Consider the following 21537-nt stretch of genomic DNA (forward strand, 5'->3'; position numbering starts at 1 on the left):
CTCCCGTCATTCGATCCTTCCGGAGTCATCCGTCGATATCAAGCACCGCTGGATACGAAGCGGTCTCCCGCCGGCACCGTGGCCCTCGGCCGGGACATCCACGTTTCTAATGTGGTATAAAAAACATGACCGCTGGATCGATGGAGATCGGACGCACCGTGAAGACCGCACGAACCCTGTACGACGAGGAGCACGAGCAGTTCCGAGAGGTGGTGCGCGCCTTCGCGCAGCAGCACGCCGCACCCAACCACGAGCGCTGGGCCGCCGAGGGCAAGGTCGACAAGTGGCTGTTCACCGAGGCCGCCGAGGCCGGCATCCTCGGCTTCGGGCTCCCCGAGGAGTACGGCGGCGGCGGCAGCGACGACTTCCGGTTCAACGCGATCATGGGCGAGGAGCTCGCCCGCAACCCCGTCTCCGACGGCCTGGCCGGCATCGCCCTGCAGAACGACATCGTCTTCCCCTACTTCACCGACCTCACGAACGACGAGCAGAAGGCGCGCTGGCTGCCGGGCATCGCCCGCGGCGAGCTCGTCACCGCCGTCGCCATGACCGAACCCGGCACCGGCAGCGACCTCGCCGGCATCCGCACCCGCGCCGTGCGCGACGGCGACGAGTACGTCGTCAACGGCTCGAAGACGTTCATCTCGAACGGGCAGAACGCCGACCTCGTCGTCGTCGCCGTGCGCACCTCCGACGACCGCCACCGCGGGCTCAGCCTGCTCGTCGTCGAGGGCGACCGCCCCGGCTTCACCCGCGGCCGCAACCTGCACAAGGTCGGCCTGCACGCGCAGGACACGAGCGAGCTGTCGTTCGTCGACGTGCGCGTGCCCGTCGCGAACCTGCTCGGCGCCGAGGGCGACGGCTTCCCCGGCCTCATGCGCAACCTCCCCCAGGAGCGCCTCTCGATCGCGGCCGCCGCGGTCGCCGCTGCCGAGGGCGTGCTCGAGCGCACCCTCGCCTACGTGAAGGAGCGCACCGCGTTCGGCCAGCCGATCGGGTCGTTCCAGCACACCCGGTTCACGCTCGCCGAGATCGCGACCGCCCTGCGGGTGAGCCGCGTCTACGTCGACGAGCTCATCGCCCGTCACTCGCGCGGCGAGGTCACCGCGGAGGAGGCCGCGGCCGCCAAGTGGTACACCACCGAGCAGTACGTCGACATCGTCAACCGCTGCCTGCAGCTCCACGGCGGGTACGGCTACATGCAGGAGTACCGCATCGCGCAGGACTACCTCGACTCCAGGATCACCACCATCTACGGCGGCACGACCGAGATCATGAAGGAGATCGTCGGCCGGAGCCTGGGGCTGTAGCCCGCTCATCCGCTCACCCCCGAGCTCACCGCTCCCAGACCAGCTTCCAGACCGGAGGACACGATGCCCGAGGCATTCATCTACGACGCCGTGCGCACCCCGCGCGGCAGGAACAAGGGCGGGTCGCTGCACGGCACCAAGCCCGTCGACCTCGTCGTCGGCCTCATCGACGCGTTGCGCGAGCGCCACCCCGGCCTCGACGTGTCGGGCGTCGACGACATCGTGCTCGGCGTCGTCTCGCCGGTCGGCGAGCAGGGCTCCGACATCGCCCGCACCGCGGCGCTCGTCGCCGGCCTGCCCGACACCGTCGCGGGCGTGCAGGTGAACCGGTTCTGCGCATCCGGGCTCGAGGCCGTGAACCTCGCCGCGCAGAAGGTCGCGTCGGGCTTCGAAGACCTCGTGCTCGCGGGCGGCGTCGAGTCGATGTCGCGCGTGCCGATCGGCTCCGACGGCGGCGCCTACGCGCAGGACCCGACGACCGGCTACGACCACTCGTTCGTGCCGCAGGGCATCGGCGCCGACCTCATCGCCACCATCGAGGGCTTCAGTCGGGAAGACGTCGACGCGTTCGCCGCCCGCTCGCAGGCCCGCGCCGAGACGGCCTGGCAGGAGGGCCGCTTCGCCGGCTCGATCGTGCCGGTGAAGGACCTCAACGGCGTCGTCGTGCTCGACCACGACGAGCACCGCCGCCCCGGCTCCACCGTCGAGTCGCTCGGGCAGCTGCCCGCCAGCTTCGCGACCCTCGGCGACCAGGCCGGCTTCGACGCCGTCGCCCTGCAGAAGTACCACTGGGTGGAGAAGATCGACCACGTGCACGGCCCGGGCAACTCGTCGGGCATCGTCGACGGCGCCGCCCTCGTCATCATCGGCAGCGCCGAGGCCGGCGTGCGCCACGGCCTGACCCCGCGCGCCCGCATCGTCGCCACCGCCGTCACCGGCTCCGACCCGACGATCATGCTGACCGGCCCCACTCCTGCCACCCGCAAGGCGCTCGAGCGAGCCGGCCTCGAGGTCGACGACATCGACCTCTTCGAGCTGAACGAGGCGTTCGCCGCGGTCGTGCTGAAGTGGCAGCGCGACCTCGGCATCCCCGACGACAAGGTCAACGTCAACGGCGGGGCCATCGCGATGGGGCATCCCCTCGGGGCCACCGGGGCGATGATCCTCGGCACGCTGCTCGACGAGCTGGAGCGGCAAGGCCTTCGGCGCGGGCTCGCGACGCTCTGCGTCGGCGGCGGCATGGGCATCGCGACCGTCATCGAGCGGGTCTGACCGGGCACGGCCCGGGACCGCGACCAGGACACCAGGAGGAACACGGATGAGCATCACGGAGGACCGGGTGGACGTGCAGGCCGGCTACGACTGGGCCGAGGACGCCGACGGCGTCGTCACCATCACGATCGACGACCCCGACAGCCAGGTGAACACGATGAACCCGCACTTCGTGCGGGCGCTCGAAGCGACCGTCGACCGGCTCGAGGCCGAGCGCGACCGCATCGCCGGGGTCGTGCTCGCGTCGGCGAAGAAGAGCTGGTTCGCGGGCGGCGACCTCAACCTGCTGCAGTCCGCCGACCCGGCGAACGCGGCGGAGGAGACGGCGCACATCGAGCACGTGAAGTCGCTCCTGCGCCGCCTCGAACGGCTCGGCAAGCCGGTCGTCGCGACGCTCAACGGCACCGCCCTCGGCGGCGGACTCGAGGTGGCATTGGCCGCCCACCACCGCATCGCCGCGAGCGACGTGAAGGGCGCCCAGTTCGGACTGCCTGAGGTCTCGCTCGGGCTGCTGCCGGGTGGCGGCGGCATCACCCGCACGGTCCGCATGCTCGGGCTCCAGAAGGCGCTGCAGGACGTCATCCTCCCGGCCGCGAAGTTCCGCGCCGACGAGGCGCTCGCGGTCGGCCTCGTCGACGAGCTCGCGCCGCTCGCCGAGCTGCACGAGCGTGCCAGGGCCTGGATCGCCGCGAACCCGGCGCCGGTCAAGCCGTGGGATGCCCCGGGCTTCCGCCTGCCCGGCGGTGCCGTCTCCTCCCCCACGGTCGCCACGATGCTCCCGGCCATGCCGGCGCTCCTCCGCAAGCAGCTCAAGGGCTCGCCGATGCCGGCGCCGCGCGCCGCGCTCGCGGCCGCCGTCGAGGGCGCCTACGTCGACTTCGACACCGCGTCGACCGTCGAGACCCGCTACCTCGTGCACCTCACCCACACGCAGGTCGCGAAGAACATGATCCAGGCGTTCTTCTTCGACCTGCAGCGCATCAACGCCGGCGGCAGCCGGCCCGACGGGGTTCCGAAGTGGACGGCCCGTAAGGTCGGCGTGCTCGGCGCCGGCATGATGGGCGCGGCGATCGCGTACGTGTCGGCGAAGGCCGGCATCGAGGTCGTGCTGAAGGATGTCTCGCTCGAGGCCGCCGAACGCGGCAAGGACTACGCCCGAGGGTTGGAGGACAAGGCGCTCGCCCGCGGGCGCACCACCCCGGAGAAGTCCGCCGAACTCCTCGCGCGCATCACGCCGACGCAGGAGGCATCCGACTTCGCCGGCGTCGACCTCGTCATCGAGGCCGTCTTCGAGTCGGTGCCCGTGAAGCAGGCGGTGTTCCAGGAGGTGCAGGGCATCGTCGAGCCCGACGCCGTGCTCGGGTCGAACACGTCGACCCTGCCGATCACGCTGCTCGCCGAGGGCGTCGACCGGGCCGAGGACTTCATCGGCATCCACTTCTTCTCCCCCGTCGACAAGATGCCGCTCGTCGAGATCGTGCGCGGCGCGAAGACGAGCGACGCGGTGCTGGCGAAGGTGTTCGACTACGTGCTGCAGATCCGCAAGACGCCGATCGTCGTGAACGACGCCCGCGGCTTCTTCACCTCCCGGGTCATCGGCACCTTCATCGACGAGGCCGTGGCCGCCGTCGGCGAGGGCGTCGAGCCGGCGTCGGTCGAGCAGGCCGCGCTGCAGGCCGGCTACCCCGCCGGCGCGCTGCAACTCCTCGACGAGCTCACGCTGTCGCTCACGAAGAAGATCCGCTCCGAGACGCGCGCGGCCGTCGAGGCCGACGGCGTGCCGTGGGTGTCGCACCCCGCCGAGGCCGTCGTCGACTGGATGGTCGACGACCAGGACCGGCCGGGCCGCAAGGCCGGGCGCGGCTTCTACGACTACGACGAGAACGGCCGCCGCGTCGGCATCTGGCCCGGGCTCCGCGAGCACTACGGCTCGGGGCGCACCACGCTCCCGCTGAAGGACCTGCAGGAGCGCATGCTGTTCGCCGAGGCGCTCGACGCGATCGACTGCCTCGACAGCGGCGTGCTCACGAGCGTCGCCGACGCGAACATCGGCTCGATCTACGGCATCGGGTTCCCGGCGTGGACGGGCGGGGTGCTGCAGTACGTCAACCAGTACGAGGGCGGGCTCGCCGGCTTCGCGGCGCGCGCCCGGGAGCTGGCGGATGCCTACGGCGAGCGCTTCGCTCCGCCGGCGTCGTTGCTCGCCCGCGCGGAGGCCGGGGAGGAGTACCGGTGAGCGCGTCGGTCGAGGCTCCGGTCGTGGCTTCGGTCGTGGCTTCGGTCGAGGCGACCGAGACCGCCCCGCGCCTCCGCACCCGCTTCACCGACGCGCTCGGCATCGAGCACCCGGTCGTGCAGGGCGGCATGATGTGGGTCGGCCGGGCCGAGCTCGCGGCCGCCGTGTCCGAGGCCGGCGGCCTCGGCATCATCACCGCGCTCACGCAGCCCACGCCGCACGACCTCGTGCGCGAGATCGAGCGGGCGCGCACGCTCACCGACAAGCCGATCGGCGTGAACCTCACGATCCTGCCGTCGATCAACCCGCCGCCCTACGGCGAGTACCGCCGCGCGATCATCGACGCGGGCGTCACCATCGTCGAGACCGCTGGTTCCAGCCCCGAGCCGCACATGGACGACTTCGGCGGCGCGGGCGTGCAGGTCATCCACAAGTGCACGAGCGTGCGCCACGCGCTGAAGGCGCAGGCGGTCGGCGTCACCGCGGTGTCGATCGACGGCTTCGAGTGCGCGGGGCATCCCGGTGAGGACGACGTGCCCGGCCTCGTGCTCATCCCGGCCGCCGCCGACGCGCTGTCGATCCCGTTCATCGCCTCCGGCGGCTTCGCCGACGGGCGGGGACTGGCGGCGGCGCTCGCGCTCGGCGCCGACGGCGTGAACATGGGCTCCCGGTTCATGTGCTCCGTCGAGTCGCCGATCGCGCAGGTCGTGAAGGAGCGCATCGTCGAGGCATCCGAGCTCGACACCAACCTCATCTTCCGGAGCCTGCGCAACACCGCCAGGGTCGCGAAGAACTCGATCAGCGACGAGGTCGTGCGCATCCTCGCCGACGGCGGGCAGTTCCCCGACGTGCAGCCGCTCGTCGCGGGCGCGCGCGGGCGGAAGGTGTTCGAGCACGGCGACCTGGAGGCCGGCATCTGGACGGTCGGGCAGGTGCAGGGGCTGATCCGAGACATCCCGACGGCCGGCGAGATCGTGCGGCGCACGGTCGCCGAGGCGCAGGCGGTGCTGAGCGAGCGGCTCGCGCGGTTCGCCTGAGGCCGTCAGGCCGCGCCCGCGCCGTGGCGCACGAGGTCCTGCGTCGACCGCACCAGGTCTTCGAGGGAGCGGGTGCGGGGGTTCCACCACTCCACCGCCCAGTTCATCGCACCGAGCAGGAGCAGGCGCACCACGTTGATGTCGACGTCGGGGCGGATGCGGCCGCGCTCCTGCGCCTCGCGGAACAGGTCGCGCCAGAGCTTGCTGTACGCGCCCTCCTCGGCGGCGGGTCGGACGCGCAGGTGCTCGGGCACCTGGCCGGCGTTGCGGATCGACGCCGTTGCGTAGTCGGAGATCTCGAGCTCGTACCGCAGGTGCGCCTCGACACCGGCGAGGATGCGGTCGAGCGGGTCGGCGTCGGCGGGCAGCGCGGCGAGCGTCTCCTCGACGTGCACGCGCACGTGGTGGGCGCCGGCCCACATGACCTCCTCGACGAGGTCGTCGCGGGAGCCGAAGTAGTAGTAGATGGCGGGGGCCTGCACGCCGGCGACGTCGGCGACGTCGCTCAGCCGGGTGCCGGCGTAGCCCTTGCGGCTGAGCACGGCGGCGGCCGCGTCGAGGATGCGCTGCCTGGTGCGCATCGACTTCGACGTGGTCGTCTCGTTCGCTTCGGTGACCATCCCTGCCTCCCGAGAGAAGTCTAACGAAGATTCAAAAATCAGGCTGCCCCTCCTTGCGGTGGCGATGCGCGGGTCGTACTGTGAATGCGGATTCACTTGTGCCCCCCACCGCTCGACGATGAGCCGCTCGACGATGAGCAAGGAGACGTGCCATGACCCTGACGTCCGACGACCAGTCCGTCGCCACCACCTACACGACCGTCGATCCGCGCGACGGCACGCCGATCGAGTCGTACCCCGTCGTCGACGTCGCCGGCGTGGCCGCGATCGTCGAACGGGCGCACGAGGCCGCCGCCTGGTGGGCCGGGCTCGGCTTCGCCGGCCGCCGCCGCGTGCTCGGCGCGTGGAAGGCGGCGATCGCCCGCGACGCCCAGGGACTCGTCGCAACGATCTCGCGCGAGACCGGCAAGCCCGAGGGCGACGCCCTGCTCGAGGTCATGCTGACGCTCGGCCACCTCGACTGGGCCGCCAAGCACGCCGAGCCGGTGCTGCGCCGCCGCCGCGTCAAGGCCGGGCTCATGAACTACAACCAGCACGCGTCGGTCGGCTACGAGCCGTACGGCGTCGTCGGGGTCATCGGGCCGTGGAACTACCCGTTCTACACGCCGATGGGCTCCATCTCGTACGCCCTCGCCGCGGGCAACGCGGTCGTGTTCAAGCCGAGCGAGCTCACTCCCGGCACCGCCGTGTGGATCGCCGGCAAGTGGGCCGAGGTGTGCGACCGGCCCGTGCTGCAGGTCGCGACCGGCGACGGCGGCACGGGCCGGGCGCTCGTCGCCGCCGGCGTCGACAAGGTCGCGTTCACCGGATCGACCGCCACCGCGAAGCGGGTCATGGCGGCCTGCGCCGAGACCCTCACGCCGCTCGTCGCCGAGTGCGGCGGCAAGGACGCGCTCATCGTCGCCCGCGACGCCGACCTCGACGCGGCCGCCGACTTCGTCGTGTTCGGCGCGATGGGCAACGCCGGTCAGACCTGCGTCGGCGTCGAGCGCGTCTACGTCGAGCAGCCCGTCGCCGAGGCGCTCACCGCGAAGGTCGTCGAGCGCGCGAAGCGCATCCAGGCCGGCGGGGAGTCGGCGACGTACGGCCCGATGACGCTTCCGTCGCAGGCGCAGGTCGTGTCGAGGCACGTCGCCGACGCCCTCGAGAAGGGCGGCACCGCCGTGTACGGCGGGCTCGACTCCGTCGGCGACCGCCTCGTCACGCCGATCGTGCTCGCCGACGTGCCCGAGGACAGCGACGCCGTCTGCCACGAGACCTTCGGCCCGACGGTCGTCATCAACACCGTGGCATCCATCGACGAGGCCGTCGAGCGGGCGAACGCGACCGACTACGGCCTCGGCGCCTCGGTGTTCACCCGCGACACGCACCTCGGCGAGGCGACCGCCGCCCGGCTCCGCTCGGGCGTCGTCACCATCAACTCGGTCCTCGGCTTCGCCGCCGTCGGCGCGCTGCCGTTCGGCGGCGTGAAGGGCTCGGGCTTCGGCCGCATCCACGGCGCCGACGGCCTGCGCGAGTTCAGCACCCCCAAGTCGATCGCCCGCCAGACCCGCAAGGCGGCGCTGAACCTGCTCAGCCTGGAGCGCTCCGACCGCGACATGCACCTCGTCGCGAAGCTCCTCCCGATACTGCACGGCAAGGGCTGACGCGTCCACCGCCCCGTTCGGACCATTCGTTTCGCCTTGGACCCCGGATCTCACTGGTCCGGCGCGAGACGAGTGGTCCGAAGCGTGGGCGGCCCGGTCGGGTCGGCGGCCCCTCGCCATCAGCCATGAGCCATCAGCCATCAGCCACCCATCAGAGGCACCGGCCACCAGCCACAGCCACCAGCCACCAGCCACCAGCCACCAGCCACCAGCCACCAGCCACCAGCCACCAGCGCATGTTTCCGCTCTCGTTATGCCGGTTCCCCCTCAGCGGTGACCTCAGCGATGAGGCGGAATGGGCATACCGGAATCGGGAAACGGTCGCCGCGCGTCTCGTTCGTTCGTCGGCGCGGAAAGAAGTCCGTCCACGCAGCGGATGGGGCGATGCGCGGCGACCGGGCGGCAACCGCGCGGCGACCGCGCGGTGGGGCGCCGGCTCCGCCCCGGTCAGCCGTCGAGGCCGAGGGTGACGCGGAGGAGGCTGCTCACGCGACGGGAGGTCGCGGGGTTCGTGCGGTGCCGCAGGGCCGAGCCGACGTCGGCGACGACGTTGAAGCCGGCGTGCACGAGCACGAGGGCGTCGCGGGCGCTCAGCTCGGGGCGGGCGCGCACGAGCTCCTCGACCCATTCGGCGACGTAGGCCCGCTGGAGCGCCCGCAGCCGGCGGCGGTCGTCCGGGTCGAGCGCGCCGACGTCGGAGGCGTAGACCCCCATGAGCTGCGCGTGCTCGAAGCTGTGGCGCACGTAGTCGTCGCAGAGGGCGCGCAGCACCTCGTCGGGGCTCGACGACGCGGCCCGCGCGGTGAGCGTCGCGGCCTCAAGTTGGCGCGCCGCCCGCTCGCACGCCTCGAGCAGCAGCGCCGACTTGCCGTCGAAGTGCCGGTACACGCCCGAGGCGGTGAGGCCGGCGGCCGCGGCGATCTCCTCCATGCCGACCTCGTGGTAGCCGCGGGCGTGGAACAGCGCGATCGCCTCGGCGATGAGCTTCTCGCGCCGGCTCGACGCGGCCGGGGTCGCGGCGAGGCGGCGTTCGGCGCCGTCGTCGGCGGGGAGGTCGGCGGCGAGCAGGCGGTGGGCGGCGTCGGCGAGCAGGTCGCGGAGCGCCCTGGCCGACACGACCGCGCGGTACGCGGTGATGCTCGCGATCGCGGCGAGCGCGGCCCAGACGAGCAGGTCGCGGTCCTCGTCGGACAGCTCGGGCCGGAGTTCCGCGAACGGCGTCGCGATGCGCTCGCGCACGATGCGGAACTCGCCGAACAGCCGCACGCGATCGTCGGGCTCGAGGTAGCGCCCCTCCCAGCGGTACACGCCGCCGGTGGCGCGCAACTCGATGGTGGTCGTGATGAGGGCGTCGAGCCGCGCGTCGAGCAGCTCCGCGCCCGAGGCATCCGCCCCGCCCTCGGTCGCCTCGACCAGCCGGTGCGCGAGGTCGAAGACCGTCCGCGAGAACAGGGCGTACTTGTTCGGGAAGTGCCGGTACAGCGCGGGCGCCGAGATGCCGACGGCCGCGGCGACCTCCTGCATGCTCACCTGGTGGTAGCCGCGCTCGGCGAACGCGAGGGCGGCAGCGGCCTCGATCTGCTGGCGGCGGTCGCGCGGCCGGCGGCGCACGGATGCCTCGACCCGGTGCGCGGCGTTCGACATGCCGTTCACCCTACTCGCCGGATGCCCGCACCACGCCGTGCGATCGGCCCGCGAGCCCATGTGAATCACGATTAACAAAAGTCGTGACATCCGGCCGCGCGACTGGCATACTCGGTGGCACCTCGTCGCAAGGACGCGACGTGGGCGAAGACGTTGAGAGGTCCTGATGAGTCTCCCTGGCGTACCCGCCATCCCCTCGTCCGCACGCCGCAACCACTGGATGAACCAGGTCGCCGGCCACGCCGTCATGAAGCCCGATGCCACCGCCTTCCGGTTCGTCGGCAAGCCGTGGACCTGGGGCGACGTCGCCCGTCGCATGGACGGGTTCGCGGCCGCCCTGGAGCGCCGTGGCGTCGCCTTCGGCGACCGCGTGCTGCTGCTCACGCTCAATCGACCCGAGGTCGTCGAGGCCGTCTTCGGCATCAACCGCCTCGGCGCGATGGCCGTGCCGATCAACTTCCGCCTCACGCCGCCCGAGATCGCCTACATCGTCGACGACGCCGATGCCGACGTGATCGTCGTCGAGGCGCCGCTCGCGCCGCTCGTCGGCGCGGTCGCGGGCATCACCGACCGGATCCGTCGCGTGATCGTGATCGGCGAGGCGGGCGACGGGCAGGAGTCGTTCGAAGACCTCGTCGCCGAGCCGCTCGACGGCTTCGAGGCACCCGACGTCCCCGAGGACACCCCGTGCCTCATCGTCTACACGTCGGGCACGACCGGCCGCCCGAAGGGCGCCGTGCTCGACCACGTGAACATGTTCGCCCAGGCCGTCACGTGCATCCGCGCGAACGACGTGTTCGACGAGAGCGACATCGCGTTCCTCACCGCCCCGCTGTTCCACATCGCCGGGCTCGGCTCGATCGCGTCGAACTTCATCCTCGGCATCCCGACCGTCATCCACCCGCTCGGCGCGTTCAACCCGAGCGAGCTGCTCGACGCATGGGAACGCGAGCGCGCCACCATCGTCTTCAACGTGCCGCAGCAGTGGCAGGTGATCTGCGCCGACCCGACCGTGAAGCAGCGCGACCTCGCGCTGCGCATCATCAGCTGGGGCGCGGCGCCCGCCTCCGAGACGCTGCTGCGCACCATGGCCGACACGTTCCCCGAGGCGACGATCGTCGCGGTGTTCGGGCAGACCGAGCTCTCCCCCATCACCTGCGTACTGAAGGGCGCCGATTCGCACCGCAAGATCGGATCGGTCGGCAAGCCGCTCGCGACGATGCAGGTGCGCGTGGTCGACGACGAGCTGAACGACGTCGCGCCCGGCGAGGTCGGCGAGATCCTGTACCGCGGCCCGAACCTCATGCAGGGGTACTGGCGCAAGCCCGAGGAGACGGCCGAGGCGTTCGCGGGCGGATGGTTCCACTCCGGCGACCTGGTCCGCCAGGACGAGGAGGGCTTCGTCTGGGTCGTCGACCGCAAGAAGGACATGATCATCTCCGGCGGCGAGAACGTGTACTGCGCCGAGGTCGAGAACGTGCTCTACGCGCACCCGAAGGTGCTCGACGTCGCACTGGTCGGGCGGGTCGACGAGCGCTGGGGCGAGATCCCGGTGGCGGTCGTGGTGGTCGCGCCCGGCGAGGAGCTGGTGCTCGACGAGCTGCAGGGCTGGCTCGGCGACAAGCTCGCCCGCTACAAGCACCCCAAGGCGCTCGTGCCGGTCGAGGCGATCGCCCGCAACGCGGGCGGCAAGGTGAACAAGGTCGCGCTGCGTGCCGCCGATCGCGAGCGCATCGCGGAGCGCGAGACCGAGTCCGACCGCGAGACGGCGTCGGCCTGACGTGGCGTCCGACGTCGCCGTCGTCGTGCGGGCGCCGGGTGCGGCCCCGCAGCTCGAGGAGGTGACGGTCGCCGAGCCGCGTGCCGGCGAGGTGCTCGTGCGCATCCTCGCGTCGGGGGTGTGCCACACCGACCTCGTCGCGATCGACGCCGACGCCGGGTACCCGCTGCCTGCGGTGTTCGGCCACGAGGGCGCGGGCGTCGTGGAGGCGGTCGGGCCGGATGTCTCGCGCCTCCGCCCCGGCGACCGGGTGGTGCTCGGCTTCGACTCGTGCGGGGCGTGCCGGGCGTGCCGCGACGGGCACCCCGCGTACTGCGACCGCTTCGGTGCGCTCAATCGCGCGCCGGTGCGCGACGCCCTCGCGGTCGCCGCCACCGGCGAGCCGCTCACGACCGGCTGGATGGCGCAGTCGGCCTGGGCGACTCGGGTGCTCGCGCGCGAGTCGAACGCCGTCGCGGTCGAGGCGGATGTCCCGCCGAGCGTCGCCGCACCACTCGGCTGCGGCGTGCTGACCGGGGCGGGCACCGTGCTCAACGTGCTGCGGCCCGGTCCCGACGACGCGCTGCTGGTGCTCGGCGCCGGCGCGGTCGGGCTCTCGGCGGTGATGGCCGCCGTCGCGACGGGCTGCGGTCGGGTCGTCGTGAGCGACCCGCTCGAGGCTCGGCGCACGCTCGCGCTGGAGCTCGGGGCGACGGCGGCGGTCGCGCCCGAGGAACTCGCCGACCTGCTCCGCAGGGCCGGGCCGGTGTCGCGCGTGCTCGACACCGTCGGCTCCCAGGCCGCGATCGACCAGGCGCTGGCGGCGCTCGCGCCGCGCGGCGTGTGCGCCACGGTCGCGCTCCGCCCCGGCGCGAACCGCGTCGAGGTCGCGCAGGGCCGGCTGCTCTGGGGCCGCACGCTGACGGGCGTGATCGAGGGCGACGCCGTGCTCGCGCGGGACATCCCGCGACTCGTCGCGCTGTGGCGGGCCGGGCTGCTGCCCGTCGAGCGGCTCGTCACCGAGTACCCGTTCGACGAGGTCGACCGTGCCGTCGCCGACGCCCGCGCCGGCCACGTCGTGAAGGCGGTGCTGGTCGCCCCGGGTCTCGAGTCGGCGCTCCGCGCCTCCTCGACCAGCGGTGGAAGCGCCCTCCTCACCCTCCTCCGAACGCGCACCCTCGACGACGACGCCCTCGCCGCCCTCTGGCGGTCGCTCCCGCCCGTCGAGCCATCCGACCTGCGCGGCCTCTGGACCGGCTGGGCCGTGACGACCGGCCACCGGGCGGAGCGCCTGCTCGACCGGCTCGGCTGGGTGGGCAAGCGGTTCCGGTCCGACGACGACGTCGACCCGATCGTGTGCCGCACCGCCGACGGCGCCCTCGTCGCCGACACCTCGTTCGCCCGCGGCGGCGCCTCGCTCTGGACGGTCGAGCGCGACGGCGTGCGCACCGCCGCGATGGTCTACGACGGCCTGCCGATCGTCGACTGCTTCACGCGGATCTCGCCCGACGCCGTGCTCGGCGTGATGCACGGGCGCGACGCGCGCGACGACGGCCGGCTGTTCCACTTCGTGCTCGAACGTGCGTCGGAGCCCGGCGCGTGACGACCGCGACGCCCCCGCTCCTCGCCCCCGACGCGGTGCGCGCGTTCCTCGACGAGCACGGCATCGGCACGGGCGCCGGGCCGATCGAGGCGACCCGCATCGGCGACGGCCAGTCGAACCTGACGTACCTCGTCGCGCGCGGCGGCGAGCGCGTGGTGCTGCGACGCGGTCCTCGCCCGCCGTACCCGCCATCGGCCCATGACATGCTCCGCGAGGCCCGCATCCTCGACCTGCTCGCGCCGACCGGCCTGCCGGTGCCGCGCGTGCGCGCGGTCTGCGACGACGAGTCCGTGCTCGGGGTGCCGTTCTACGTGATGGACCTCGTGCCGGGCATCGTCATCGGCGACGAGCTCCCGGCCGCGTTCGATGCAGCCGAAGACCGGCGCGGCCTCGCGGAGGCGGCGGTCGACGCCCTCGCGGCGCTGCACCGGGTCGACGTGGCATCCGGCCCGCTCGCCTCGATCGGCCGCCCGGCCGGCTTCCTCGAGCGGCAGGTGTCGCGGTTCGCCTCGCTGTGGCCGGGCAACACGACGCGGCAGGTCGACGGCTTCGACGAGGTCGCGGGATGGCTCGCCGCCCATGTGCCGGCATCCGGCCGCGCGGCGGTCGTGCACGGCGACTTCCGCATCGGCAACCTGCTCTACCGGCCCGCTGGGCCGCCGACCGTGGCCGCGATCCTCGACTGGGAGATGGCGACGCTCGGCGATCCGCTGGCGGACCTCGGCTACTTCCTCGCGACCTACGCCGAAGCGGGCTCGCCGCCGACGCCGCTCGACCTGACGCCGGTGACCCGACTGCCGGGTTTCCCGACGCGCGCGGAGCTCGCCGACCGGTACGAGCGCGCCTCCGGCGTCGCCGTGCACGACCTCGACTGGTACCAGGCCTTCGCGCTCTGGAAGGGCGCGGTCTTCTGCGAGGCGATCCACACGCGCTGGCTGCGCGGCGAGCGGCCGGATGACACGACCTTCGCCCCGGGCCTCACGGAGGGCGTGCCCGCGCTGATCGCCGCGGCGGCCGCACGCATCGCCCGCTGACCGCGCCCCGTCGCGCCGTCCCTTCACCGCCCCTGTCCCCTGCCGTTGCCTCTGCGCTCCGATCGCCCAGCCCCGCGACGCGTTCACCCACGCGCGGACGCGAATCGCCGCAATGCCCACGCCGAAGCGGCGATTCGCGTCCGCGCGCGTCGGCGCGGCGAGCGGCGCGCGTCGGCGCGGCGAGCGGCGCAGCAGCGTCGGGGTCAGGCGCGTCGCCCGTCGCCGCCCGCGCGCCCGACGACCACGTTCGGGATGACGCTCCGAGCGCTCAACCGCAGCAGGCCGGCGGCCAGCTCGGCGATGTCGTCGACCGGGATCATCGCGTCCTGCGGCACCGTCCCCCGCGTCCAGGCCGACATGTCGGTGTCGACGTACCCGGGCGAGATCGCCGTCGCGCTGACCCCACCGACCGATTCCTCCGCGTTGAACGTCTCGAGCAGCGAGATGAGCGCGGCCTTCGCGGCGCCGTAGGCGGCGAGCCCGGGTTCGGCGTGGACGCCGGTGATCGAGGCGAGCGCGACGACCCTGGCTCCGAGGGCCGGGTTCGCCGCTGCCGCCGCCCGGAGCTGTGGCAGCATCCCCTGCAGCAGCAGGAACGGCGCCCGCACGTCGACGGCGAAGGTCTTGTCGTACCGGGCGACCGGCAGGGTGGCGACCGGCCCGGCGGTGCCGACGCCGGCCGACAGCACGAGCGCGTCGACCCGGTCGGTCCACTCGACGGCGGCGTCGACGATCGCCTGGACGCCGGCGTCGGCGGCGAGGTCGGCCGTGACCGTGCGCACGCCGGCCGCGCCCGCGGCGAGCAGCTCGGCGCGAGCCGCGGCCAGCCGGTCGGCGTCGCGCGCCGTGACGAGCAGCGCCCACCCGTCGGCCGCGAGCCGCATCGCGATGCCGAACCCGATGCCGCGCGACCCGCCCGTGACGACGGCGAGGCGCGCGGTCATCGCCCGGCCCCCGCCGCGGAGCCCGTCGCGGAGCCCGCCGCCCCGAGCAGCCGGTCGCTCGGCGCGACCCCGTCGCGGCTCCCCCGCAGCACCCGCTTCGCGACCGACCACCGGTGCGTCTCACTCGGCCCGTCGTAGATGCGGAACGGCCGCACCTCCGCCTGGAGGCGCGCGAGCGGCAGGTCACGGCTCATGCCCCGGCCGCCGCAGAGCTGCATCGAGCGGTCGACGATGCGCCCGACGGCCTCGGCGACGTGCACCTTCGCGAGCGACGTCGAGAGCGAGGCATCCGCCCCGGTGTCGAGGTCGGCGCACGCCCGCTCGATGAGGCCCTGGCTCGACGCCAGGTCGAGCTCGTTGTCGGCGATGAGCTGCTGCGCGAGTCCGAGGTCGCCGAGGCGATGGCCGAACAGGTCGCGCTCCCCGACCGCCGCGACGGCGACGTCGTGCGCCCGCATCGCGGCGCCGAGCCAGCGCATGGCGTGGGTCATCCGCGCCGGGCCGAGCCGCACCTGGATCGCCGTCATGCCCCCGTCGACCTCGCCGAGCACGCCGTCGTCCGGCACGAACAGCTCGTCGAAGGTCACGTCGCAGTGGCCGCCGAGCATCGACCGGTCGATGGTCGGCACGTGCCGCCCGACGTCGATGCCGCGGGCGTCGGCGGGGCTGAGGAAGAGCGTCGCGCCGCCCGCGTCGCCCGGCGAACCCGACGTGCGGGCCATGACGATGAAGAAGGAAGCGCCGTCGGCGCCGGTGATGAACGTCTTCGCCCCCGAGATGCGCCAGCCGCCGTCGACGCGCTCGGCCCGGGTGGCGAGCGCGCGCGGATCGGCCCCGGCGCCGGGGTGCGGCTCGGTCATCGCGAACGCCGACCGCACGTCGCCGCGGGCGAGCGGCGCGAGGTACCGCTCGCGCTGCTCCGGCGTCGCGACCCGGTCGAGCAGGTGCAGGTTGCCCTCGTCGGGCGCCTGGATGTTCAGCGCGGTCGGCCCGAACAGCGCGTACCCGGCCGCCTGGAACGGACGGTTCCGATCGCGCATGCCGAGCGCGAAGCCGCCGTACTCCGTCGGAGCATGCGGCGCGAAGACGCCGGCCGCGCGCGCGGCCTGCTGGAGTTCCCGACGCAACCCGTCGCCGCCGGCGGCGGCGAGGTCGCCGTCGTGCGCGTCCTCGACGGGCAGCACGACGTCGGCGATGAACGAGCGGATGCGCCGGACGAGGTCGTCGACGTCGACGGACGCGGGACCCGCCGCCCCGCTCATGCGCCCAGCGCCTCCTCCGCCCGCTCGGCGTTCGCGCGTGCCACCGCGAGCTCCGCCGCATCCGGCACGTACCCCTCGACGTGTCGCTCCGCCGGCCCGTCGTACGCCGACAGCGGCCGGATGAGCGCGTTCGACGCGGCCTGCTCGAGGATGTGCGCCGTCCATCCGGTCACCCGCGACGCGACGAAGATCGGCGTGAAGGTGAGCGTGTCGAACCCGATCAGCGCGTAGGCCGGGCCCGACGGGTAGTCGAGGTTCGGGTAGATGCCCTTGCGCGCCACGAACTCGGCTTCGAGGGTCGAGGTCAGCTCCGCGACATCCGGCCGCTCGTAGTGTTCGACGAGCGCGTCGAGCGCCGCCTGCATGGTGGGCACGCGCGAGTCGCCGCGCTTGTAGACGCGGTGGCCGAAGCCCATGATCTTCCGCTTCTCGGCGAGCGCGTCGTCGAGCCATCCGCTCACCGCATCGGGCGAGCCGATCTCGGCGAGCGTGTGCTGCACCGCCTCATTGGCCCCGCCGTGCAGCGGCCCCTTGAGCGCGCCGATCGCGCCGACGACCGCCGAGTGCAGGTCGCTCATCGTCGAGGTGATGACGCGCGCGGTGAAGGTCGAGGCGTTGAACGAGTGCTCGGCGTAGAGGACCATCGACCGGTTGAACGCGTCGACGACGATCGGGTGCGGCTCCTCGCCGAACGTCATCCAGAGGAAGTTCGCGGCGTAGTCGAGGTCGTCGCGCGGTTCGATCGGCTCGAGGCCGCGCCGGCGGCGCTGGCCGTAGGCGACGATCGCGGGCAGGGCGGCGAAGAGGCGGATGCTCCGCGCCAGGTTCTCCGCCGGGCTCGCGCTCGCGTCGAGCACCGAGCCCGAACCGTCGACCGACCCGGCCGCCTCCACTGCTCCGATCACGCTCACGGCCGTGCGCACCTCGTCCATCGGATGCACCTCGAGCGGCAGCCCGTCGATGACCGCCCGCACGGCCGGCGTGAGCGCACGATGCATCCGCTCCTCTCGCCGCAGGTCGGCGAGCTCGGCCTCGGTCGGCAGGTCGCCGTGCCAGAGCAGGTGCGCGACGGCCTCGAACGGCTGGGTTGCGGCGAGCTCCTGCACGGGGTATCCGCGGTACAGCAGCGAGTTCGTCTCGGGGTTCACCTTCGAGATCGCCGTCGTGTCGACGACGACGCCGGCGAGGCCCTTCCGGATCTGGTGCGGGTCGGTCATGCTCACTCCTTCGTGATGGCGGTGTTCGCGTCCCGTGGCGCCGACGGCGGCCGTCAGCGCTGGATCGTGAAGTTGAAGATGTCGGTGTCGAAGTGGTTGTAGCCCTCGTAGTCGACGAGCTCGTAGAGCTCGGCACGGTGCTGCATCTCGCCGAGCTTCGCGGTCAGGTTGCCGGATGCCTCGAGCTCGTCGAGCCCGCGCATCGCGGAGCCCATGGCGAGGCGGAGCAGCGACACCGGCCAGATGACGATGTTCATGCCGACGTCGCGCAGCTGGTCGACGGTGAAGAGCTCGCTCTTGCCGAACTCGGTCATGTTGGCGAGCAGCGGCACGTCGACCGCGGCGCGCATGGCCTCGAACTCGGCGAGCGAGCGCATCGCCTCGGGGAAGATGGCGTCGGCGCCGGCGTCGACGAGGGCCTTGGCCCGGTCGATGGCGGCCTGGAGGCCGTCGACGGCGGCGATGTCGGTGCGCGCCATGATGAGGAAGTTCCCGTCGCGGCGGGCGTCGACGGCGGCGGCGATGCGCTGGAGCGCGGTCTGGTCGTCGACGACCTGCTTGCCGTCGAGGTGGCCGCAGCGCTTCGGGTTGACCTGGTCCTCGATGTGGAGGCCGGCGAGCCCGGCGTCCTCCATCTCCTGCACGGTGCGGGCGACGTTCATCGGCTCGCCGAAGCCGGTGTCGGCGTCGATGATGGCGGGCAGGTCGGTCATGCGGGCGATCTGCTTGCCGCGGCCGGCGACCTCGGTGAGGGTGGTGAGTCCGATGTCGGGCAGGCCGAGGTCGGCGCTCAGCACGGCGCCCGAGACGTAGACGCCCTCGAAGCCGCGCTGCTCGATGAGCCGCGCCGACAGCGGGTTGAACGCGCCCGGGAAGCGCAGCAGCTCGCCCGACGCGAGCCGCTCGCGGAACGCGCGGCGCTTCTCGTGGGCGGGAGTCTGGGCGTACAGCATCAGGGATGTCCTTCCGGGAGTCCGGCGAGCACGCTCGCCAGGGCGTTGTGCAGGTGCACGTGGGTCGCGTGCGCGGCCAGGTCGGCGTCGCGTGCGGCGATGGCCGACGCGATGAGCCGGTGCTCGACGACGGATGCCTCGAGCCGGTCGGGATGGTCCTTCGCGAGTCGCCGCACGCGCACGAGGTGCGTGCGCACCGTGCGCAGCGCCTGCGTGAGGAACTCGTTGGCGACGGCCGCATCGAGGGCGACGTCGAACCGGGCGATGAGCCGGTAGTACGCCTCGACCTCGTCCTCCCCGGCGAGGCCGGCGACGCCGGCCTCGGCGAACTCGTCGGCGAGCGCGGCGAAGGTCGCGGCGTCGCCGCGTTCGGCGGCGAGCCGGGCGGCCTGCTCCTCCAGTGCGCGGCGCACCTCGAAGAGCTGCCGGATGCGCGAGACGGGCAGGTCGGCGACGACGGTGACGCGGGGCGAGCGCTGCACGACGAGGCCGTCGGCCTCGAGGCGGGTGAGCGCTTCGCGGAGCGGCGTGCGGCTGACGCCGAGGCGGGCGGCCTGCTCGACCTCGCCGAGCACGGTCGCGGGCGCGAGGTCGCCGCGCTGGATCTCGTCGAGCAGCGTCGCGTAGGCGCGTTCGCCCTGCCGCATGCGGCCTCCCCTCGCGTTCCCGGTGTCGCGTTATGTATACACTCGCCGCGTTGCGACCGCAAGTGACGCCCAAGACAGCCCAGTGCGCATACACAGCGCGATCCGCGGATGCCGACGTCGGCGGCTCGTGCGACGCTGGGCGGAGCATCCGTTCGAAGCATGCGATGCATCGATCCGATCCATCCGTCCCCGACGAAGGAGGAGGCCCGCCATGTGCGGCAGGTACGTCGTCTCGCAGAAGGTCACCGACCTGACCGACGTGTTCGACGCGGAGGACGACTTCCCCGAGTGGGAGCCGCGCTACAGCCTCGCGCCGACCGACGTCGTGCCCATCGTGCGCGAGCGGGCCGACCGCGAGACCGGCGAGTTCACGCGGCGCCTTGAGCCGGCGGTGTGGAACTTCCACCCCTCGTTCATGAAGGAGTCGAAGCGGCCGCAGTTCAACAGCCGCATCGAGACCGTCGCGACGAACGGGCTCTGGAAGGGCGCCTTCGCGAGCGGGCGGTGCATCGTGCCGATGCGCGGCTACTACGAGTGGACGGGCGAGCCCGGCAAGAAGCGGGCGCACTACCTGCACGGCTCCGGCGAGCTGCTCGCCGCCGCCGGCATCTCGACGGCGCGCAAGCTCGACGACGGCAACTGGCAGGTCTCGACCTCGATCATCACGCGCGAAGCGCGGGATGCCTCGGGCGAGGTGCACGACCGCATGCCGGTGTACGTGCCGCTCGACGAGGTCGACCACTACCTCGACCCGGCGAAGCTCGACGCGGGCGGCATGCAGGCGATGGTGGACTGGCTGGTCGCCGCGTCCGACCGGGTCGCGCCGACGATCACCGAGTACGAGGTCGACCCCAGGGTGAACAACCATCGGCGCATCGATCCCGGCGACCCGACGCTCATCGAGCCGCTCGGCGACGAGGCCGGCGCCGCGCCCGGTAGTGGCGCAGCCCCCGAGCAGCCGACGCTGCTCGACTGAACGTGGTCGTCACTTTGCGCCGCTGGGGCGCCGACGACCTGCCCGTGCTCCAACGCGCGAATACGCCCGAGCAGACCCGGTTCCTCGGCGGCCCCGAGACCGAGGATCAGCTCGTCGACCGACAGGCGCGGTACCTGCGCGGCTGGGAGTCCGGCACCTCTCGCATGTTCGTCATCGAGGTCGACGGCGAACCGGCCGGCAGCATCGGCTGGTGGCCCATCGAACACGACGGCGCGCCGGCGTACGAGACGGGCTGGGGCGTCGACCCGGCGTGGCAGGGGCGCGGCGTCGCCCGGGAGGCGCTCCACCAGGTGGTGCGGAAGGTCGCCGACCTCGGCGACCGGCACCTGCTCGTCGCCTACCCCGGCGTCGAGAACCCCGCCTCCAACGCGCTCTGCCGCAAGGCCGGGTTCGAGCACCGCGGCAGCGACTCGATGCCGTGGCGCGGAACCGTGCTCGAGTTCAACACGTGGGTGCTCGACCTGTCGCCGCTCGACCTCGATGGGCGGGTGGCCCACGTCGACGAACGGTTCGACGGCGCCGCCCCGGACGGCGCCGAGCTCGACGAACGGTTCGACGGCGGCGGCCTCGACCCCGACCGCTGGTGGCCGTACTACACGCCGCACTGGGCGTCACGGGAGACCACGGCCGCGCGGTACGACCTCGGGAGCGCCGACGGCGCGAACGGTGCCGGCGGTGCCGGCGGCCTCACCCTCCGCATCGACGCCGACACCCCGCCGTGGTCGCCCGAATACGACGGTGACGTGCGCGTCTCGCACCTGCAGACCGGGCAGTGGTCGGGCCCCGTCGGCAGCGCACTGGGCCAGCACCGCTACCGCGACGGGCTCGTCGTGCGCGAGGCCCAGCCCGAGCGGCGGCTCTGGCTCCCCCGCCACGGCGTCATCGAGGCGAGGTTCGCCGCGGTGCGGCATCCGAACGCCCTCGTCGCGCTCTGGCCGATCGGCTTCGAGGACTCCCCCGACGACTGCGGCGAGATCTGCATCGCCGAGATCTTCGGCTCCGACCTCGACGACACCGGCGGCCTCGTCGGCGTCGGTGTGAAGCACCAGAACGACCCGCGGCTGACGACCGACTTCGAGCAGGTGCGCGTCGAGGGCGACCTCACCGAGATGCACGACTACGCCGTCGAGTGGTCGCCCGACCGGCTGCGCTTCTTCATCGACGGGCGCTGGGTGAAGACCGTGGTGCAGTCGATCGACTACCCCGTGCAGCTCATGCTCGACCTCTACGAGCTGCCGGATGCCTCGCGCCCCCGCGACACCTCCGCCCATCCACTGCGCTTCCACGTGGAGCGGGTGCGGTCGTTCCTCCCTCGCGAGCGCAACCGGTAGGGGCATACTCGAAGCATCGATGCGG

Annotated in this window: 17 protein-coding genes; 10 read left to right on the forward strand and 7 right to left on the reverse strand. The window is 72.8% G+C overall.

Annotation, left to right across the window (positions count from 1 at the left end):
* Positions 1–125 precede the first annotated feature (125 nt).
* The 4 genes from ACGGZK_RS03375 to ACGGZK_RS03390 all read left to right on the forward strand — a co-directional run bounded on the left by ACGGZK_RS03375 (position 126) and on the right by ACGGZK_RS03390 (position 5855).
* Positions 126–1310 carry an acyl-CoA dehydrogenase family protein gene (locus tag ACGGZK_RS03375; protein ID WP_395244858.1) on the forward strand — a complete coding sequence of 395 codons (1185 nt, stop codon included), beginning with the start codon at positions 126–128 and terminating at the stop codon, positions 1308–1310.
* A 63-nt stretch (positions 1311–1373) separates the two neighbouring features.
* On the forward strand, positions 1374–2582 hold the full coding sequence (locus tag ACGGZK_RS03380) for an acetyl-CoA C-acetyltransferase (protein WP_395244859.1): 1209 nt from the start codon (positions 1374–1376) through the stop codon (positions 2580–2582).
* A gap of 46 nt (positions 2583–2628) precedes the next feature.
* Complete coding sequence (locus tag ACGGZK_RS03385; protein ID WP_395244860.1) at positions 2629–4818, forward strand: 3-hydroxyacyl-CoA dehydrogenase NAD-binding domain-containing protein; 2190 nt, start codon at positions 2629–2631, stop codon at positions 4816–4818.
* Entirely contained in the window at positions 4815–5855 is a 1041-nt protein-coding gene (locus ACGGZK_RS03390) for an NAD(P)H-dependent flavin oxidoreductase (RefSeq protein ID WP_395244861.1), read from the forward strand. The genes ACGGZK_RS03385 and ACGGZK_RS03390 overlap by 4 nt, the downstream gene beginning before the upstream one ends.
* A gap of 5 nt (positions 5856–5860) precedes the next feature.
* On the opposite strand, the gene ACGGZK_RS03395 is transcribed toward ACGGZK_RS03390, so the two are convergent.
* On the reverse strand, positions 5861–6475 hold the full coding sequence (locus ACGGZK_RS03395; protein WP_395244862.1) for a TetR/AcrR family transcriptional regulator: 615 nt from the start codon (positions 6473–6475) through the stop codon (positions 5861–5863).
* 152 nt (positions 6476–6627) lie between these two features.
* On the opposite strand from ACGGZK_RS03395, the gene ACGGZK_RS03400 reads away from it, so the two are divergent.
* Positions 6628–8121, forward strand: coding sequence for an aldehyde dehydrogenase family protein (locus ACGGZK_RS03400; protein WP_395244863.1), 1494 nt, complete (start codon positions 6628–6630; stop codon positions 8119–8121).
* Between the two features lie 447 nt (positions 8122–8568).
* On the opposite strand, the gene ACGGZK_RS03405 is transcribed toward ACGGZK_RS03400, so the two are convergent.
* Complete coding sequence (locus ACGGZK_RS03405; protein WP_395244864.1) at positions 8569–9765, reverse strand: TetR/AcrR family transcriptional regulator; 1197 nt, start codon at positions 9763–9765, stop codon at positions 8569–8571.
* Between the two features lie 166 nt (positions 9766–9931).
* Here ACGGZK_RS03405 and fadD5 point away from each other — a divergent pair, with 166 nt between their 5' ends.
* The 3 genes from fadD5 to ACGGZK_RS03420 are packed head-to-tail and all read left to right on the forward strand — an operon-like array spanning position 9932 to position 14161.
* Positions 9932–11545 carry a fatty-acid--CoA ligase FadD5 gene (gene fadD5, locus ACGGZK_RS03410; RefSeq protein ID WP_395244865.1) on the forward strand — a complete coding sequence of 538 codons (1614 nt, stop codon included), beginning with the start codon at positions 9932–9934 and terminating at the stop codon, positions 11543–11545.
* 1 nt (position 11546) lies between these two features.
* A complete protein-coding gene (locus ACGGZK_RS03415; protein ID WP_395244866.1) occupies positions 11547–13127 on the forward strand; it encodes an alcohol dehydrogenase catalytic domain-containing protein in 1581 nt (526 codons plus the stop codon).
* Positions 13124–14161: a phosphotransferase family protein gene (locus ACGGZK_RS03420; protein WP_395244867.1), complete on the forward strand. Its 1038-nt coding sequence runs from the start codon at positions 13124–13126 to the stop codon at positions 14159–14161. Before ACGGZK_RS03415 ends, ACGGZK_RS03420 begins: the two co-directional genes overlap by 4 nt.
* A 203-nt stretch (positions 14162–14364) precedes the next feature.
* Here the strand turns inward: ACGGZK_RS03420 and ACGGZK_RS03425 are convergent, their stop codons facing one another.
* Genes ACGGZK_RS03425 through ACGGZK_RS03445 form a run of 5 tightly spaced genes read right to left on the reverse strand, consistent with a single transcriptional unit; the run spans position 14365 to position 19184 of the window.
* On the reverse strand, positions 14365–15105 hold the full coding sequence (locus ACGGZK_RS03425) for an SDR family NAD(P)-dependent oxidoreductase (RefSeq protein WP_395244868.1): 741 nt from the start codon (positions 15103–15105) through the stop codon (positions 14365–14367).
* On the reverse strand, positions 15102–16367 hold the full coding sequence (locus ACGGZK_RS03430; RefSeq protein ID WP_395244869.1) for an acyl-CoA dehydrogenase family protein: 1266 nt from the start codon (positions 16365–16367) through the stop codon (positions 15102–15104). The genes ACGGZK_RS03425 and ACGGZK_RS03430 overlap by 4 nt, the downstream gene beginning before the upstream one ends.
* Positions 16364–17584, reverse strand: a complete 1221-nt coding sequence (locus ACGGZK_RS03435; RefSeq protein WP_395244870.1) for a bifunctional 2-methylcitrate synthase/citrate synthase — start codon at positions 17582–17584, stop codon at positions 16364–16366. Before ACGGZK_RS03435 ends, ACGGZK_RS03430 begins: the two co-directional genes overlap by 4 nt.
* 53 nt (positions 17585–17637) lie before the next feature.
* Positions 17638–18537 (reverse strand): methylisocitrate lyase, encoded by a 900-nt coding sequence (gene prpB / locus ACGGZK_RS03440; protein ID WP_395244871.1) that lies wholly within the window; start codon positions 18535–18537, stop codon positions 17638–17640.
* Positions 18537–19184: a GntR family transcriptional regulator gene (locus ACGGZK_RS03445; RefSeq protein WP_395244872.1), complete on the reverse strand. Its 648-nt coding sequence runs from the start codon at positions 19182–19184 to the stop codon at positions 18537–18539. The genes prpB and ACGGZK_RS03445 overlap by 1 nt, the downstream gene beginning before the upstream one ends.
* 211 nt (positions 19185–19395) lie before the next feature.
* Here ACGGZK_RS03445 and ACGGZK_RS03450 point away from each other — a divergent pair, with 211 nt between their 5' ends.
* Together ACGGZK_RS03450 and ACGGZK_RS03455 are read left to right on the forward strand one after the other, a co-directional pair.
* Positions 19396–20160, forward strand: a complete 765-nt coding sequence (locus ACGGZK_RS03450) for an SOS response-associated peptidase (RefSeq protein WP_395244873.1) — start codon at positions 19396–19398, stop codon at positions 20158–20160.
* Positions 20161–20162: 2 nt separating this feature from the next.
* Complete coding sequence (locus tag ACGGZK_RS03455) at positions 20163–21512, forward strand: GNAT family N-acetyltransferase (protein ID WP_395244874.1); 1350 nt, start codon at positions 20163–20165, stop codon at positions 21510–21512.
* The last annotated feature ends 25 nt before the right edge of the window (positions 21513–21537 follow it).

Source organism: Agromyces sp. MMS24-K17, assembly GCF_043950245.1.
In the GTDB taxonomy this organism is placed as follows: Bacteria; Actinomycetota; Actinomycetes; order Actinomycetales; family Microbacteriaceae; genus Agromyces.